At 73.9% G+C, this 16,884-nt stretch carries 11 protein-coding genes; 1 reads left to right on the forward strand and 10 read right to left on the reverse strand.

Going from position 1 to position 16,884, the window contains the following annotated elements; translation table 11 throughout:
• Positions 1–76: 76 nt before the first annotated feature.
• Positions 77–1,630 carry an NsdA family TPR-like regulatory protein gene (locus ITX44_RS12760; protein ID WP_236060492.1) on the forward strand — a complete coding sequence of 518 codons (1,554 nt, stop codon included), beginning with the start codon at positions 77–79 and terminating at the stop codon, positions 1,628–1,630.
• A gap of 15 nt (positions 1,631–1,645) precedes the next feature.
• On the opposite strand, the gene ITX44_RS12765 is transcribed toward ITX44_RS12760, so the two are convergent.
• The 10 genes from ITX44_RS12765 to ITX44_RS12810 all read right to left on the reverse strand — a co-directional run bounded on the left by ITX44_RS12765 (position 1,646) and on the right by ITX44_RS12810 (position 16,644).
• Positions 1,646–3,046 (reverse strand): pyridoxal phosphate-dependent decarboxylase family protein, encoded by a 1,401-nt coding sequence (locus ITX44_RS12765; protein WP_205357279.1) that lies wholly within the window; start codon positions 3,044–3,046, stop codon positions 1,646–1,648.
• A 232-nt stretch (positions 3,047–3,278) separates the two neighbouring features.
• Positions 3,279–4,592 carry an NAD(P)/FAD-dependent oxidoreductase gene (locus tag ITX44_RS12770; protein WP_307795240.1) on the reverse strand — a complete coding sequence of 438 codons (1,314 nt, stop codon included), beginning with the start codon at positions 4,590–4,592 and terminating at the stop codon, positions 3,279–3,281.
• A 396-nt stretch (positions 4,593–4,988) separates the two neighbouring features.
• Complete coding sequence (locus ITX44_RS12775; RefSeq protein WP_205357280.1) at positions 4,989–5,957, reverse strand: TIGR01777 family oxidoreductase; 969 nt, start codon at positions 5,955–5,957, stop codon at positions 4,989–4,991.
• Between the two features lie 60 nt (positions 5,958–6,017).
• On the reverse strand, positions 6,018–6,530 hold the full coding sequence (locus ITX44_RS12780) for a DUF4240 domain-containing protein (RefSeq protein ID WP_205357563.1): 513 nt from the start codon (positions 6,528–6,530) through the stop codon (positions 6,018–6,020).
• Positions 6,531–6,710: 180 nt separating this feature from the next.
• Positions 6,711–7,706 carry a GNAT family N-acetyltransferase gene (locus tag ITX44_RS12785; protein ID WP_205357281.1) on the reverse strand — a complete coding sequence of 332 codons (996 nt, stop codon included), beginning with the start codon at positions 7,704–7,706 and terminating at the stop codon, positions 6,711–6,713.
• Between the two features lie 182 nt (positions 7,707–7,888).
• The gene (gene aceE / locus ITX44_RS12790; RefSeq protein ID WP_205357282.1) at positions 7,889–10,531 is read right to left on the reverse strand and encodes a pyruvate dehydrogenase (acetyl-transferring), homodimeric type; all 2,643 of its coding nucleotides are present in this window, start codon (positions 10,529–10,531) and stop codon (positions 7,889–7,891) included.
• 246 nt (positions 10,532–10,777) lie between these two features.
• Positions 10,778–11,416, reverse strand: a complete 639-nt coding sequence (locus ITX44_RS12795) for a GntR family transcriptional regulator (protein WP_205357283.1) — start codon at positions 11,414–11,416, stop codon at positions 10,778–10,780.
• A 187-nt stretch (positions 11,417–11,603) separates the two neighbouring features.
• Complete coding sequence (gene sucB / locus ITX44_RS12800) at positions 11,604–13,421, reverse strand: 2-oxoglutarate dehydrogenase, E2 component, dihydrolipoamide succinyltransferase (RefSeq protein WP_205357284.1); 1,818 nt, start codon at positions 13,419–13,421, stop codon at positions 11,604–11,606.
• Between the two features lie 50 nt (positions 13,422–13,471).
• Positions 13,472–14,860: a dihydrolipoyl dehydrogenase gene (gene lpdA, locus ITX44_RS12805; RefSeq protein WP_205357285.1), complete on the reverse strand. Its 1,389-nt coding sequence runs from the start codon at positions 14,858–14,860 to the stop codon at positions 13,472–13,474.
• Positions 14,861–15,138: 278 nt separating this feature from the next.
• Positions 15,139–16,644, reverse strand: coding sequence for a leucyl aminopeptidase (locus ITX44_RS12810; RefSeq protein ID WP_205357286.1), 1,506 nt, complete (start codon positions 16,642–16,644; stop codon positions 15,139–15,141).
• Positions 16,645–16,884 lie beyond the last annotated feature (240 nt).

Consider the following 16,884-nt stretch of genomic DNA (forward strand, 5'->3'; position numbering starts at 1 on the left):
CTTACGGTGAGCTTCTCGGCACGGAAAGTTACATTCACGGCCATCACACCCCCACGAGGAAGTGGCCGTACCGCCGATGACGGACCGTTCCATGCCGCACACCCCGGACCGCACCGACCTGCCGCCGGGCGCCGAACTGCCGCGCGGGCGCCCCGCAGACCCGGACCGCGCCTCCCGCACCGCCACCCGGCCCAACAGCCGGCTCGCCTCGCTGATCGCCGAGGCCGGCTTCTCCAACGCCGGGCTCGCCCGCCGCGTCGACCAGCTCGGCATGGAACACGGCTTGGACCTGCGGTACGACAAGACGTCGGTGACCCGCTGGCTGCGCGGGCAGCAGCCGCGCGGCACCACCCCCGCGCTGATCGCCGAGGTGTTCACCCAGCGGCTCGGCCGCCGCCTTTCCGCCCGCGACCTGGGCCTGGACGACTGCGCCCCGGTCTACGCCGGCCTGGAATACGCGGCCTCCCCCGAAGAGGCCGTGGACATCGTCAGCGGACTGTGGCGCAAGGACACCGGCCACCAGGCGGAGCTGCGGAAGATCGCGTTCACCCCCGCCGGGCTGGTCGTGCCCAGCCGCGACTGGCTGATCGGGCGCGCCGACGACACCGTGGCCCGTACGCCGGCCGACACCGCGCCCAGGGTGCCCGCCCAGAGCCGCGGCGCCATGGCGGCCGACGCCGAGACCGTGCCCGTCTCCCCGCCCGGCCGGGCCACCGGATCGCGGCTGCGGGTCGGCGCCGGGGACGTGGCCGCCGTCCGCGCCGTCGGCGACCTCTTCCGCAGCCTGGACCACGCCTTCGGCGGCGGCCACGCCCGCCAGGCCCTGGTCCGCTACCTGGAGTACGAGGCGGAGCCCATGCTGCGCGGCGACTACGGCGAGGCGGTCGGCCGCCGCCTGTTCGCGGCCGTCGCCGAACTCACCCGGCTCGCCGGCTGGACCTCGTACGACATCGGGGCGCACGGGCTCGCCCAGCGCTATTACGTCCAGGCACTGCGGCTCGCCCAGGCCGCCGGGGACCGGGTCCACGGCAGCTATGTGCTGGTCACCATGAGCCGCCAGGCCGTCTACCTCGGGCACGGCCGCGAGGCGGTCCAGCTCGCCCGGGTCGCCCAGCAGGGCGTCGGCAGCGCCGCCCCCGCCGTGGTCCAGGCGCTGCTGCACGCCGCGGAGGCGCGCGGCCACGGACTGATCGGCGAATCCCGCGCCTGCGCCACCGCCCTGGCCCGCTCCGAACGCGCCCTGTCCGCCGCCCGCCCCGGCGACGAGGTGCCCACCTGGGCCCGCTTCTTCGACGAGGCCCAACTCGCCGACGAGTTCGCGCACTGCCACCGCGACCTCCAGCAGTACCGGGCCGCCGCCCAGCACGCCGAGCGCTGCCTGCAATTACGCCCCGCCGCGTACGTCCGCAGCCGCCTGTTCTGCCGTACGGTCCTGGCCACCGCCCGGCTCGGCCTCGGCGAACTCGACGCCGCCTGCGCGCACGGCATCGACGTCGCCCAGCAGGCCGCCGAGATGCGGTCGGTGCGCGCCGCGGAGTACGTACGCGACTTCGGGCGGCGGCTGGAACCCTTCCGCGACGCCGCAGCGGCCCGCGTCTTCCAGGAACGCTGCGCCGCCCTGCCCCGCTGAGGAGGATCGGAGGGATCAGTCCAGCCCGGCCGCGGCGGTGGCCAGCGCCATGGCCACCCGCGTGACGTCCGCGCGCGTCGTGCGCCAGTTGGAGAAGGCGGCCCGCAGCGCGGGCACCCCCGCGTACACCGTGGGGGTCAGGAACGCCTCGCCCGAATCGGTGACCGCCGCGCGCAGGGCGGCCAGCCGCTCCGGCGTCGGGTCGTCGGCAAGGGTGAAGCAGACGACATTGAGGCGGGCCGGGGCCAGCAGACGGAAGGCGGAACCCGCGGCAATGGTGTCGGCCAGGGCGGCGGCGCACTCGGCGTTGCGGACGACGATCTCTCCGTGGCCCGCGGCGCCGTACGCGGCCAGCGTCAGCCAGGCCGGCAGGGCGCGCAGCCGGCGGGAGTTCTCCGGCGTCAGGTGCAGGAAATCCGGATCGGCGGGGGAGGGGGCGCCCAGGTACGGCGACTCGTTGTGGAACACCGCCGTCTGCAGATCGCGGCGGCGGGTGAACTGCACGGCCGCGTCATAGGGCACGTTCAGCCACTTGTGCAGGTCCACGCAGACGGAGTCGGCCAGGTCCAGCCCGTCCGTCAGGTGCGCGTGCGCCGGGGAGAGCGCGGCGAATGCGCCGAACGCGGCGTCCACGTGCAGCCAGAACGGGAACCGGTCGCGCAGTGCCGCCACCGCCCGCAGGTCGTCGAAGTCGACGGTGTTCACCGTGCCCGCGTTCGCCACCACGATGGCCGGCGCGCCGTCCAGCTCCGCCAGGGCGGCGGCCAGCGCCTCGACGTCGACCGCCTCCCGGCCCGGCAGTGTCGCCACCGTACGCAGCGCCGTACGGCCCAGGCCCAGCACCGACAGCGCCTTCCCGACACTGGAGTGCGGGGTGCCGGACAGCACGGTCACCCGGCCCAGGGCGGCCAGACCCGCGGCCGACACCTGTACTCCGCGTTGTTCGCCCACCCATTCCCGGGCGATCGCCAGGCCCACCGTGTTCGACATGGTGGCGCCGCTGACGAACGCCCCGCCGTGGTCCTCGCTCAGGCCCACCAGCTCGCGCAGGTAGCGGACCGTTTCCTTCTCCAGATCGGAGGCCGACGAGTCGCCGGCGGACGAGACGTTCTGGTCGTACGCCGCCGTCAGCCAGTCGCCCGCGATCCCCGCGGGGGTGGCGCCGCCGGTCACGAACCCCAGGTAGCGGGGGCCCGCGCTCGCGGAGAGGCCCGGCTCCCAGCGGCGGGCGAGCTCGGCCAGTGCCTTCTCCAGGCCCAGCCCCGCCTGCGGCAGTCCCTGGCCCTCTCCGGGCGGGGCGGTCCGGTGGGCGACCGGGCGCTCGGCCAAGTCGGCCAGGAAGCGTACGGCCTGATCCGTCGTCAGGCCGAGCAGGTCGGGAAGGTGTTCGAGGTCGCGGGCCAGCAGCTCGTGCATGTGCGCAGCCCATCACGGGGGTGCCGGAATGTCTCGGGCCACTTTGTTCGGCGTGGCCTTTTCCGGGCTCGGGCCCGGTTTTCGGAGGTGTGGCTCGCTCCCCTCGCGCGGTGGCGTTCTCCTGGGGCGCCCGGAAGCCGCGCGATCGCGGTGCGGGCCGCGTCGAGGGGCACCCAGGCTCCGGGGTCGGGCCGGGGTGCCCCTCGAAACAGATCGGGGTGCCCTCGTGCGATCAGACGGCGGCTTCGGCCGGGGTCGGAGCGGGGTCGGGGGCCGGGCGGGTCGGGGGACGACGGAGGGCGAGGTCGTGGGCGGCGGCCCGGGCGGCGCGGCGGCCGGAGAGGAGGGCGCCCTGGACGGTGCTGGTGGTGCGGTGGTCGCCGCAGACGTAGAGGCCGGTGAGGAGGCGGACCGGCCGGCGCAGGTCGTGGGGGACCGGCATGGCCGGGACGGCGTCGGGGTCGGTGCGCACGGCGAGCAGTTCCCAGGAACCGGTGGAGGTCCCGTACAACTCGGCCAGGTGGTCGCGGACCGCCTTGTCGGCGTCGCCCTCCGGGGGCGGCCCGAGCAGGACGGAGGTGACCAGGGCCCGTCCGGCCGGGGCGCGGGTCGGGTCGATCGCGCTGGCCGGGAAGGTGTGGGAGACCGGCCCGCCGCGGTCGGCGTCGAGTACGAGCACGGGTTCGCGCAGCGGTGGTTCCGGGGCCGCGTGGTGGACCACCGTCACCTGGTGGAAGGCGGGCACCCGCAGACCCGGCAGCAGCGCGCCGGCCGAGCGCGCGTCGGTGGCCACCACCACACCGCGGCAGGCCAGTTCGTCGCCGTCCTCGGTACGGACCGCGCTGACCTCGACGTGCGTGGCCCGCACGCCGAGCCGTACGGTGCCCGGCGGCAGCGCGGCCGCCAGCCGTTCGGGCAGCAGCGCGGCGCCCGAGACCGGCAGGCACACCCGGCCCCGGGCCCAGCCGTGCAGCACCAGGTCGGCGACCCTGCTGGACGTGTTCAGATCCGGGTCGCACAGCAGCGCGGCCAGCAACGGCCGCAGGTAGGCGTCGGCGGTCCGGGGGGCGAGGCCGCGCGCGGCCAGCGCGTGCGCCGCGGTGGTCTCGGCGCGGGCGGCGAGCCGGGCCGGCGGGGTTGCCGCCAGCCGGCCCAGGGCCGACGCGAGCCGGGCCTTGTCGAGAGTGGAGCCGAGCGGGCCGAAGCCCGGGCGCAGGGCGAGCGGCCGGCCGACCCGGTGACTGCGCCCGGCGGCCCGTACCAGCGCGCCGGGTGCCAGCGGGGCCAGCCGCAGCCCGTGCAGCCCAGGCGTGCGGGCCAGCTCGGGGTAGGCGGAGTTGATCAGGTGCGAGCCGCGGTCGAGCCGGAAACCGTCCACCGTGTCCGTGGTCATCCGGCCGCCGACGCGGTCGGCGGCCTCCAGGACGGTGACGGTGAGGCCCGCGGCGATCAGATGGTGAGCCGCGGACAGACCGGCGAGTCCCGCGCCGATCACGACCACGTCCGCGGCTGCCGGCCCAGAGCGCCGGCGAGCAGGTGAGAGCACGATGCCCCTCCCTCGGGTCCGTTCCCCGCGGTATGGGCATGCCCTTGTCAGGGGTACGTCACGCCCGCCGGATCACCCGGGTTCGCCCCGGCTTGGGCTTGCACACGGGGCCGCCTGGCGCCACGCGGTTCGCCGGGGGTACCCCTGGGCCCGCTTGGCGGCGGGCGGTTCGCCGGGAGCCCCCCGCCGGGGCGCGGGGCTGTGGTTGATATGCGGCTGGCGCCGCGTGGGCGCGACCAGCCCTCCCCCAGAGCCTTCGGCCTGGGGGTACCCCCACCGGGCCGCGGGTCGTCACCGGCCCGAAGGGGCTGTTGCTGCCGTCTCCGGACCACCGGCCGTCACTGGCCGAGCGCGCAGTTCCCCGCGCCCCTGACTACTCCCGGCGAACCGCCCGCCTCAGTGCTCGTCCTCTTCCGGCCCGGCCTCCGAAGGGGGCCAGCCCTTGCCGCCCGGCCCGGGCAGGGCGGGGTCGAGGGCGGCGGAGATGGCCTCGTCGATGTGCGGGAAGGAAAAGGCGAAGCCGGAGTCGAGGAGCCGCCGGGGGCGAACCCGCTGGCTGGAGAGGACGTCGCCGGCGAATTCGCCGAGGGCGAGGCGGAGGACGGGGGCGGGGACGGCGGCGAGGGTGGGGCGATGCAGGGCCCTGCCCATGGCGGCGGTGATCTCGCGGTTGGTGAGGGGCTCGGGCGCGGTGAGGTTGACCGGGCCGGACAGGGACTCGGTGGTGATCGCGTGGCGGATGGCGGCGATCTCGTCCCGCAGCGCGATGAAGCTCCAGAACTGGCGGCCGCTCCCCAGGCGGCCGCCGAGGCCGGCCCGGAAGATCGGGAAGAGGGGGGCCCAGGCGCCCCCGCTGCGGGCGACCACCAGGCCGGTACGGGTGTGCACGGTACGGATGCCGGCCGCCCGGGCCGGATCGGCCGCGGCCTCCCAGTCCCGTACGAGATCGGCCAGGAAACCCGTCCCCTTGGGGCTGTCCTCGTCCACCCAGGCGTCGCCGGTGTCGCCGTAGTAGCCGATGGCGCTGCCGCACACCAGCACGCGGGGCCGCGGGTCCAGGGCGGCCGCCGCGCGGGCGATCGCGGCCGTGCCGAGTACGCGGCTGTCCCGGAGCACCTTCTTGCGCGCCTCGGTCCAGCGCCGCTGCCCGACGCCCGCGCCGGCGAGGTGGACCACCGCCTCGCACCCGGCCAGGCCGGTGGTGTCCACGGTGCCCGCCATGGGGTCCCAGCGGACCTCGGCGGGCGTGCGGGGCTCGCGCCGGACCAGGTGGACGACCTCGTGGCCGTCGGCCGCCAGCGAGGCGGTCAGGGCGGAGCCGATCAGCCCGGAGGCGCCGGAGACTGCGATGCGCATGGTCACCATTGTGCCCGCCGCCGATCACCGGGCGACCCGGGGGAACGGCCCGCGGCCGGGCAAGGGGCGTCAGCCGAAGCGCCCCCACAGCTTCGGGAAACGCGCGGCCATCGCCGCCTCGTCGTCGAAGTCCAGCGAGGCGCCCTCGGGCCCGGCCGGCTGCGGGATCTCCAGGTCCGGCAGCCGGACGCCGGTGAGCTGTTCGTACGCCTCGTCGGCCGCGTACCCGAGGTCCTCCGCGTCGCCGTCGGTCTCCGGGTCGAAGTCCGGCACCAGGTCCGCCAGGTCGTCCGGGGAGTGCAGGGCGCCCTCGAAGACCGGCCGGCCCTGGCCGATCAGCCAGCAGCGGAAGTAGTCGAAGGACTCGTCGTCCGCGTCGCCCAGCATGATGTCGGCCGCGCCCCACAGGTCCCACCGGTAGGCGCGGACGAAGCGGGTCTCGAAGTGCCGCGCGAAGTCCGTCACGGCATCCGGGTCGAGCTGGGCCAGCCGCTCGATCATCAGGTCGGCATGGTCCTCCGGATCGCCGTCCGCGGCCTCGCGCGTACTGTCGACGATCTCCCAGAACTCCGTCTCGTCCATCACGCGTACAGCTTCCCGTGTGCCACCCGCCTCGTGCACGCGCGGCGCCCCGGATGCGGCCGTGTCGTTACCGCGCGCCCGTACGCACGGTGACATCCCGTGAGATCGCGCAACCCCGCGCAACCGCACGCCGTCCCGCGGGCTCGCGCCCCCGGACGCTCCTGGAACGCGACCGGCGGCTCAGCCCTCGGCCAGCCTGAGCTGGTACTCCACGGTGCGCCGCAGCGGCCGGAAGCCCAGCGCGGTGTTGACGGCCAGCATGTGCCGGTTGTCGTCGGCGTTGTCGGTCTGGATGTGGGTGATGGACGGGAAGTGGTCGCGAACCCGGCGCAGCATCTCCGACTTCACCCACAGGCCGAGGCCGTGGCCGCGGTGGACGGGCAGCACCGCGGTGCCGTACTGCTGGGCGCGCGGCGAGCGGTCGGCGGGCAGGACGAGTTCGGTGAAGCCGGCCACCGAGTGGTCGGCCTCGCTGAGCGCGGCCACGGTCAGCAGCCGTTCGCCGCGGGCGGCGACCACGCGCGCGGCCTGCCGTACCCGCTCCGGGTCCCAGTCCAGCTCGCCGGTGTCCATGTCGCCGGTGGGCATGTCGGCCATGCTCGCGTGGGCGCGGGCGAAGGAGTCGGCGAGGTGACCGGGGACCTCGCCCTCCCAGAAGGCCAGCCGGTAACCGTGGTGGGCGACGTCGGGCAGTTTCCTGATCCGGTCGGGGACCTCTTCCAGGGTCAGGAGCTGCCAGGTCAGCCGCAGCACCGGCACGAACTCACGGGTGGCGAGGAATCCCTCGCCCGGGGTACCGGCCATCACCTCGGCGACCATGCTGCGGCAGCCCGCGCCGGCCGCGGCCTCGGTGAGCGTGGACAGCAGCCGGGAGCCGGTGCCGAGCCGCCGGTGGGCGGGGTGGACCGTGACGTCCACCTCGGCCAGGTGGCTGCGTCCCGGGTCCTCGAACAGCCGCAGCGTGGCGGTGGCCACCGCCTCCTCGCCCGGCCCGCGCACCAGCCACAGCACCATGCGGCTGCCCGCGCCGGCGGTGGTCAGCCGGGCGGTCAGTGCGGCCTGCGACGGGACCGGCTCGCCCGGCCGGTCGTGGGCCAGCGCGGCGCACTGCACCCGGTGCCAGGCGCGGAAGTCCTCGGCCGTGGGCGCGTTCAGCGGGGTCGGGTTGGCAGGCATCCGGGGGAAGGTAGCCCCTCGCCCAGGATGCCTGCAATCCCTTTCCCGGCCGCCGGTGTGCCGGTTCCGGCCGCGCCGGACCCGGTACGGCAAGCGTGTACCGCGACCGTACGGGCTCCCGTGCCGAGTCCGTACGGCGATCGCGGGTGGTGCTTCCTCGCCGTGCTGGTCGTGCAGGTGCTTTACAGGCCGTACCGCTCGGCGGCTTCCTTGACCGTCTCCGGCTTGACCTCGCCGCGCCGGGCCAGGGCCGCCAGGGCCTGGACGGCGACGGACTGCGGGTCCACCCCGAAGTGGCGGCGGGCCGCGTCGCGGGTGTCGGACAGGCCGAAGCCGTCGGTGCCGATCGAGGTCCAGTCGTGGTCGACCCACGGCGCGATCTGGTCCGGCACCGCCCGCATCCAGTCGCTGACCGCGACCACCGGGCCGGGCGCGCCGGCCAGCGCGCGGGTCACGTACGGCACCCGCTCCTCGCCGTGCAGCCGGGCCGCGTCGCACTCCATGGCCTCGCGCCGCAGCTCGGTCCAGGACGGCGCGGACCACACGTCGGCGGCCACGCCCCACTCCTCGGCCAGCAGCCGCTGCGCCTCCAGCACCCAGTGGATCGCCGTGCCCGAGGCGAGCAGCTGCACCCTGGGCGTGTCCTGCGGCATCGCCGGGGCCTGCTGGTAGCGGTAGAGGCCCTTGAGGATGCCCTCCTCGACGCCCTCGGGCATCGCCGGCTGGACCTTGGGCTCGTTGTAGACCGTCAGGTAGTAGAAGACGTCCTCGGCCTGGGGCCCGTACATCCGGCGCAGGCCCTCGCGGACGATGACCGCGACCTCGTACGCGAACGCCGGGTCGTAGGAGACCGCCGCCGGGTTGGTGGAGGCCAGCAGGTGCGAGTGGCCGTCGGCGTGCTGCAGGCCCTCGCCGGTCATGGTGGTGCGGCCGGCGGTGGCGCCGATCACGAAGCCGCGGCCGAGCTGGTCGGCCAGCGCCCAGAACTGGTCGGCGGTGCGCTGGAAGCCGAACATCGAGTAGAAGATGTAGAAGGGGATCATGGGCTCGCCGTGCGTGGCGTACGCCGTGGCCGCCGCGGTGAAGTCGGCGAGCGAACCGGCCTCGGTGATCCCCTCGTTGAGGATCTGGCCGTCCTTCGCCTCCTTGTAGTACAGGAGCTGGTCGCGGTCCACCGGGTCGTACGTCTGCCCCTTGGGCGAGTACAGGCCGGCCGACGGGAACAGCGACTCCATGCCGAAGGTGCGGGCCTCGTCGGGTACGACCGGCACCCAGCGGCGGCCGGTCTCCTTCTCCCGCATCAGGTCCTTCACCAGGCGGACGAACGCCATGGTGGTGGCGATCTCCTGGCCGCCCGAGCCCTTTTCCAGCGCCTTGAACGCCTTGTCGGCCGGCATCGGCAGCGGTTTGGCGACCACCTTGCGGGCCGGCACCAGGCCGCCGAGGGCCGCGCGGCGCTCCTGCAGGTACTGCACCTCCGGCGAGTTCTCGCCCGGGTGCCAGTACGGGACCACGTCCGCGTCCAGCGCGCTGTCCGGGATGGGAAGCTCCAGCAGGTCACGCATCGTGCGGAACTGCGCGCCGTTGAGCTTCTTCATCTGGTGGTTGGCGTTGCGCGACTCGAAGCCCTCGCCCAGCGTCCAGCCCTTGACGGTCTGCGCGAGGATCACGGTCGGAGCGCCCTTGTGCTCCATGGCGGCGCGGTAGGCCGCGTACACCTTGCGCGGCTCGTGGCCGGCCCGGGAGGCGCGGAACAGCTCCAGCACCTTGGCGTCGTCCAGCCGGGTGCCGATACCGCGCAGGGCGGGGTCGGCGCCGAAGAAGTGGTCGCGGACGTAGGCCGCGTCCTTGGTGGCGTACGTCTGGAACTGTGCGTCCGGGGTCTCCCGCAGCCGGCGCAGCAGCGCCCCCTCGGTGTCCTGGGCCAGCACCTCGTCCCAGGCGGCGCCCCACAGCGACTTGATCACGTTCCAGCCGGCGGCGCGGAACTGCGCCTCCAGCTCCTGCACGATCTTGAAGTTGGGGCGGACCGGGCCGTCGAGGCGCTGGAGGTTGCAGTTGATGACGAAGGTCAGGTTGTCCAGGCCTTCCCGGGAGGCGAGCGCCAGGGAGGCGGTCGACTCGGGCTCGTCCATCTCGCCGTCGCCGAGGAACGCCCACACGTGCGACCCGGAGGTGTCCTTGATGCCGCGGTGCTCCAGGTAGCGGTTGAAGCGCGCCTGGTAGATCGCGGACAGCGGGCCCAGGCCCATGGAGACGGTGGGGAACTCCCACAGCCAGGGCAGCCGGCGCGGGTGCGGGTACGACGGCAGGCCGTCGCCGCCCGCCTCGCGGCGGAAGTGGTCCAGGTGGGCCTCGGTGAGCCGGCCGTCCAGGAACGCGCGGGCGTAGATGCCCGGCGAGGCGTGGCCCTGGATGTAGAGCTGGTCGCCGGAGCCCCCGTCCTTGCCGTGGAAGAAGTGCTCGAAGCCGGTCTCGTACAGCCAGGCCGCCGACGCGAAGGTCGCGATGTGGCCGCCGAGCCCGAGCTTGCTGCCGCGGGTCACCATGGCGGCGGCGTTCCACCGGTTCCATGCGGTGATCCGCGCCTCCAGCGCCTCGTCACCGGGATATGCCGGCTCGGCGGAGGTCGGGATGGTGTTGATGTACGGGGTTTCGAGCAGTACGGGCATACCGGAGCGGTCGGCGGCGCTCTCCAGAGTGCGCTGCATCAGGTAGGCCGCGCGGTGTGGCCCGGCGGCCTTCGTGACCGCCTCGAGCGATTCGCGCCATTCCGCGGTCTCTTCCGGGTCCCGGTCGGGGATCTGGTCGAGCTGACTGGGCATGGGTCGCCGCCTTCCGAAGGAGGGGTGAGGGGAGTGCGGTGGTTCGTACGTCGGCAGACAGGGCACCCCGGAATTGACGGTACGCCGCGATCGATGATCGATCAATGGGCGGAAGCGACGAAATTCGCAGGCGGCACGGGGTGTCAGCCTTAAGGGCACGGAGTGTCAGTCGCGTTGGACCTTGGAAAGTGCGAGCGCGCGGCCCGCACGGTCACCGACTCGGAAGGCGCGGAGGTGGCTTGATCCTCACACCTGGGGGGCGCAGCTCAGCACGTGCTCCTTGAGCAGCAGGCAGATCCGCGGATCGCGGCGCAAAAAAGCGTCCACGATGTCCTGGTGCTCGGCGGCATAGGCACGCGGTGCCGGGCTCAGCCAGCGGATCGACAGCGTGGTCCACACCTCGATGCCCAACGACTCCCAGGCGTGCAGCAGCACCGCGTTGTCCGCGGCCCGCACCAGCTCGTGGTGGAAGGCGACCGTGTGCCGCACCTGGGCCTCGCCGTCCAGGACCAGGTCGGCCGTCCGCAGGGCCGCCACCTCGCGCTCCAGCGCCGAGGGGTCGGCGGCCAGCCGGGGCGCGGCCAGCTCGGCCGCCACGCCCTCCAGGCCGGCCCGCACCGGATAGCTCTCCTTGAGGTCTGCCGCCGTCAGGCTGCGCACCCGCACGCCCTTGTTGGGCGCCGACTCGATCAGCCGCAGCGTCTCCAGCTCCCGCAGCGCCTCGCGTACCGGCGTCTGGCTGACCTGCAGCTCCACGGCGATCCTGCGCTCCACGATGCGCTCGCCCGGCTGCCACCGCCCGCTGACGATCCCCTCGAGGATGTGCTCGCGGATCTGCTCGCGCAGGCTGTGCACCACCACGTGCGAAGCGACTGGCTGCGTCATGGGCGCACTCCTTCACGGTCTGCGTGACATAGACGATACGACGGCGCCGCAACAGGGCCTCACCCCGGACACGCCCTCGGGGCCGTTTCGACACGACGGCGCCCCCTGATCCGGACCGGGCCGGAGCAGGGGGCGCCGTCGACGCCTTCGGCGACGGGCACGTGGTACCCGAGCGGTGTGGCGGGAATTACAGGCCGAGGTCCACCTCGAACTCGCCGGCCTCCAGGATCTCCTTGACCGCGCCCAGGTAGCGGGCGGCGTCGGCGCCGTCCACCAGGCGGTGGTCGTAGGACAGCGCCAGGTAGGTCGTGTCGCGGATGCCGATGACCGTGCCCTCGTCGGTCTCCACGACCACCGGGCGCTTGACGGTGGCGCCGATGCCCAGGATGGCGGCCTGGGTCGGCGGCACGATGACCGTGTCGAACAGCGCGCCGCGCGAGCCGGTGTTGCTGATGGTGAAGGTCGCGCCGGCCAGGTCGTCCGGGGTGATCTTGTTGGACCGGACGTTGCCGGCCAGCTCCGCGGTCTTCTTGGCGATGCCGCCGAGGTTCAGGTCGCCGGCGCCCTTGATGACCGGGGTCATCAGGCCCTTCTCGGAGTCCACCGCGATACCGATGTTCTCGGTGTCGAAGTAGGTGACCGTGCCCTCCTGCTCGTTCAGGCGGGCGTTGATCACCGGGTGGGCCTTGAGCGCCTGGGCGGCGGCCTTGACGAAGAACGGCATCGGGGAGAGCTTGACGCCCTCGCGGGCCAGGAAGGACTCCTTGGCCCGGGCCCGCAGCCGCATGATGCGGGTGACGTCCACCTCGACGACGGTGGTGAGCTGGGCCTGCGAGTGCAGGGCCAGCATCATGTTGTCGCCGATGAGCTTGCGGATCCGGGTCATCTTGACGGTCTGGCCGCGCAGCGGGGACACCGCCGGGGCGGCCTTGGCCGGGGGAGCGGCGGCCGGAGCGGCCTGCGCCGCGGCGGCAGCGGCGGCCTTGGCGGCCTCCGCGGCGGCGAGCACGTCCTGCTTGCGGACCCGGCCGCCGACGCCGGTGCCGCGCACCGACGCCAGGTCGACGCCGTTCTCGGCGGCGAGCTTGCGGACCAGCGGCGTGACGTACGCGCCTTCCTCGGTGGCCTGGGCGGCGGCCGGCGCGGGGGCGGCGGCCGGGGTGACCGGGGCCGGGGCCGCGGGAGCCGGGGCCGGGGCGGGCGCGGCCGGAGCGGGCGCCGGCGGGGCGGGCGGAGCCGCCGGAGCCGGAGCGGCCTGCGCCGGGGCGGGCGCGGGGGCCGGAGCAGGTGCCGGAGCCGCGGGAGCCGGGGCGGGAGCCGCGGGCGCGGGAGCCGCCGCCGGAGCGGCACCGGCAGCGCCGACGATCGCCAGGCGGGCGCCGACCTCGGCCGTCTCGTCCTCCTGGACCAGGATCTCCAGCAGGGTGCCGGACACCGGCGAGGGAATCTCGGTGTCCACCTTGTCGGTGGAGACCTCGAGCAGCGGCTCGTCGGCCTCGACGCTCTCGCCGACCGACTTCAGCCAGCGGGTGACGGTGCCCTCGGTGACGCTCTCGCCGAGGGCCGGCAGGACGACGTCCGTGCCGGTGGCACCGCCGGCCGGGGCGGCCGGAGCCGCCGCCTGCGCGGGGGCGGGCTGCGCCGGGGCCGGGGCCTCGGCGACCGGGGCGGGTGCGGGGGTGGGCGCGGGCTGGACCGGCGCGGGGGCCGGAGCCGGCGCCGGAGCGGCCTGGGCCGCGGGCGCGGGGGCCGCGGCGGGGGCGCCGTGGCCGTCGTCGATGACGGCGAGCTCGGCGCCGACCTCGACCGTCTCGTCCTCGGCGACCTTGATCGAGGAGAGCACGCCGGAGGCGGGGGACGGGATCTCGGTGTCCACCTTGTCGGTGGAGACCTCCAGCAGCGGCTCGTCGGCCTCGACGTGTTCGCCTTCGGCCTTGAGCCAGCGGGTGACGGTGCCCTCGGTCACGCTCTCGCCGAGCGCCGGCAGGGTTACGGAAACCGCCATGGTTGCGGTTGCTCCTAACGATCTGTGCGGATGGGGTGGCGTGATGAGGGTCAGTCGTGCGAGTGCAGCGGCTTGCCCGCGAGGGCCAGGTGGGCCTCGCCGAGCGCCTCGTTCTGGGTGGGGTGCGCGTGGATGAGCTGGGCGACCTCGGCGGGCAGCGCCTCCCAGTTGTAGATCAGCTGCGCCTCGCCGACCTGCTCGCCCATCCGGTCACCGACCATGTGGACGCCCACGACGGCTCCGTCGCGTACCTGGACGAGCTTGATCTCGCCCGAGGTCTTGAGGATCTTGCTGCGGCCGTTTCCGGCCAGGTTGTACTTCAGGGTGACGACCTTGTCGGCACCGTAGAGCTCCTTGGCCTTCGCCTCGCTGATGCCGACCGAGGCGACCTCGGGCTGGCAGTAGGTCACCCGGGGCACGCCGTCGTAGTCGATCGGCACGGCCTTCAGGCCGGCCAGGCGCTCCGCCACCAGGATGCCCTCGGCGAAGCCGACGTGCGCGAGCTGGAGGGTCGGCACCAGGTCGCCGACCGCGGAGATGGTCGGCACGTTGGTGCGCATGAACTCGTCCACCAGCACGTAGCCGCGGTCCATGGCCACGCCCTGCTCCTCGTAGCCCAGGCCCTGCGAGACCGGGCCGCGGCCGATGGCGACCAGCAGGACCTCCGCCTCGAAGGTCTTGCCGTCGGCGAGGGTGACCTTGACGCCGGTCTCGGTGTACTCGGCGCTCTGGAAGAAGGTGCCCAGGTTGAACTTGATGCCGCGCTTGCGGAAGGCCCGCTCCAGCAGCTTGGAGCTGTTCTCGTCCTCGACCGGCACCAGGTGGGGCAGGCCCTCGACGATCGTCACGTCGGTGCCGAAGGACTTCCACGCGGAGGCGAACTCCACGCCGATCACGCCGCCGCCCAGGATGATCGCCGACTGCGGCACGCGGTCCAGGACCAGCGCGTGGTCGGAGGAGATGATCCGGTTGCCGTCGATGACCAGGCCGGGCAGCGAGCGCGGCACCGAGCCGGTGGCCAGCAGCACGTGCCGGCCCTCGATCCGCTGGCCGTTCACGTCGACGGAAGTGGGGGAGGACAGCCGGCCCTCGCCCTCGATGTAGGTCACCTTGCGGGAGGCGACCAGTCCCTGCAGGCCCTTGTACAGGCCGGAGATCACGTCGTCCTTGTATTTGTGGACGGCGGCGATGTCGATGCCCTCGAACGAGGTCTTGACACCGAACTGCTCGCTCTCCCGTGCCTGGTCGGCGATCTCACCGGCGTGCAGCAGCGCCTTGGTGGGAATGCAGCCGTTGTGCAGACAGGTGCCCCCCAGCTTGTTCTTCTCGATCAGGGCGACGTCGAGCCCGAGCTGCGCGGCGCGCAGCGCGGCCGCGTAGCCGCCACTGCCGCCGCCGAGAATCACTAGGTCGAAAACAGTGCTGGCGTCGTTCGCCACGTCACGTCCTCCATGCATGGTGCGCCCCCGCCGGTCCTCGGTGATCGGCGGCGGCATCTGTTCGGCCGCTTTGTCTCAAAGGGGGCCCTGTCGCCGAGACAACATCTTCGCACTTGTTCCGGGCCCGCGAAGCATCGGGCCTTGCCCATTCCCGGCCGTTCCCGACCGCTCGGCCGAAGTGGCCGGAAAGCCATCGGGCGTGGTCAGGGGCTCCGGGCACGGCGCCCGGAGCCCCTGAGTGACGTATCTCACCCGGCTGTCACCCGGTCCTCACCCGATCACAGCAACTCGCCGTCCGCGGTCTGCCGGGCCAGCGAGACCAGGGTGCGCACCGCGGTGCCGGTGCCGCCCTTGGGGGTGTAGCCGAACGGGGCGCCCTCGTGGAAGGCGGGACCGGCGATGTCCAGGTGCGCCCAGGTGATGCCGTCGCCCACGAACTCCTTCAGGAACAGGCCGGCCACCAGGCCGCCGCCCTGCCGCACGCCCATGTTGGCGATGTCCGCGGTGGGGGAGTCGAAGGTCTTGCGCAGCTGCTTGGGCAGCGGCATCGGCCAGGAGTCCTCACCCTCGGCGAGCGCGGCGGCGTGCACCCGGGTACGGAAGTCGTCGTCGTTGGACATGATCCCGAACCGGCCGTCGCCCAGCGCCAGCACCATGGCGCCGGTCAGGGTGGCCACGTCCACGATCGCGTCCGGCGCCTCCTCCGAGGCCCGGGCCAGCGCGTCGGCCAGCACCAGGCGGCCCTCGGCGTCGGTGTTGAGCACCTCGACGGTCTTGCCGCTGTACATGCGCAGTACGTCGCCGGGGCGGGTGGCGTTGCCGCCGGGCATGTTCTCGGCCAGCGCCAGCCAGCCGGTGACGTTGACCTCCAGGCCGAGCCTGGCCGAGGCCACGACGGCGGCGAACACGGCGGCGGCGCCGCTCATGTCGCACTTCATCGTCTCGTTGTGCCCCGGGGGCTTCAGGGAGATGCCGCCGGAGTCGTAGGTGATGCCCTTGCCGACGAAGGCGAGGGTGCGGGTGGCGTTGGCGTGGGTGTACCCGATCCGGACCAGCCGCGGCGGGGTGGCCGAGCCGCGGCCGACGCCGAGGATGCCGCCGTAGCCGCCCTTGGCGAGGGCCTTCTCGTCCAGCACCTCGACGGCGAGGCCGAATTCCTTCGCGGCCGCCTTCGCGGCGTCGGCGAAGGCGGTCGGGGTCAGGTCGTTGGGCGGGGTGTTGATCAGGTCCCGGGCCCGGTTGACCTCCGCGGCCACCGCTTCGGCCCGCTCGGCCGCGGCCTTGTGCGCCTTGTCGCGCGGCTTGGCGCCGACCACCGCGACCTCGCCCAGCGGCGTCTTGCCGCCTTCCGCCTGGTAGGCGGTGAAGGCGTACGCGCCCAGCAGCGCGCCGGTGGCGACCGCCTCCACCTCGGCGGCCTCGGCGGCGGGCAGGGCGAACGCGGCCTTGCGCGCGCCGGCCAGCGCACGCGCGGCGCAGCCCGCGGCCTTGCGCAGCGCCTCGGCGTCGACCGGTGCGCCGTCGGCGGGCGCCTCGCCGAGTCCCACCACGACCACGACCGGGGACTTCACCCCTGCGGGGGAGGGGAGTTTGGTGACCTCGCCCTCACCGCCCGAGGCGCCCAGGATCTCCAGGGTCGCCGCGAGCCGGCCGTCGAACGCGGAATCCACCGCATCCGCCCCCGGCGCGGGCTTCGGGCCCTTGGGACCCTTGAACACGCCCACGACGACGGCGTCCGCGCGCAACGAGGCCGCGGAGGAGGTACTGAGAGTCAGAGAAGTCACGGTGGATGAGGTCCTATTCGGTCGAGGTCCTGTCGGCGGCCGGTGGGTGGCCCGGCCCGGCCTCCGCATGGTAATCGCGCCAGATCAGCGCGGCGGCGCCCGGGCAGTGGCCGTTCCGACGAGATTACGCCCCGCCGCAGGCCCCGACTGTCCGTCGCGTCTCGTTGCCGCTCACCCGTAGCGGGGAGGCATGTGCCGGGGGCGGGTACGTACCCGGCGGCAGGGGGCGCGCGGCGGGCG

Source organism: Actinacidiphila acididurans, from assembly GCF_016918855.1.
Classification (GTDB): domain Bacteria; phylum Actinomycetota; class Actinomycetes; order Streptomycetales; family Streptomycetaceae; genus Actinacidiphila; species Actinacidiphila acididurans.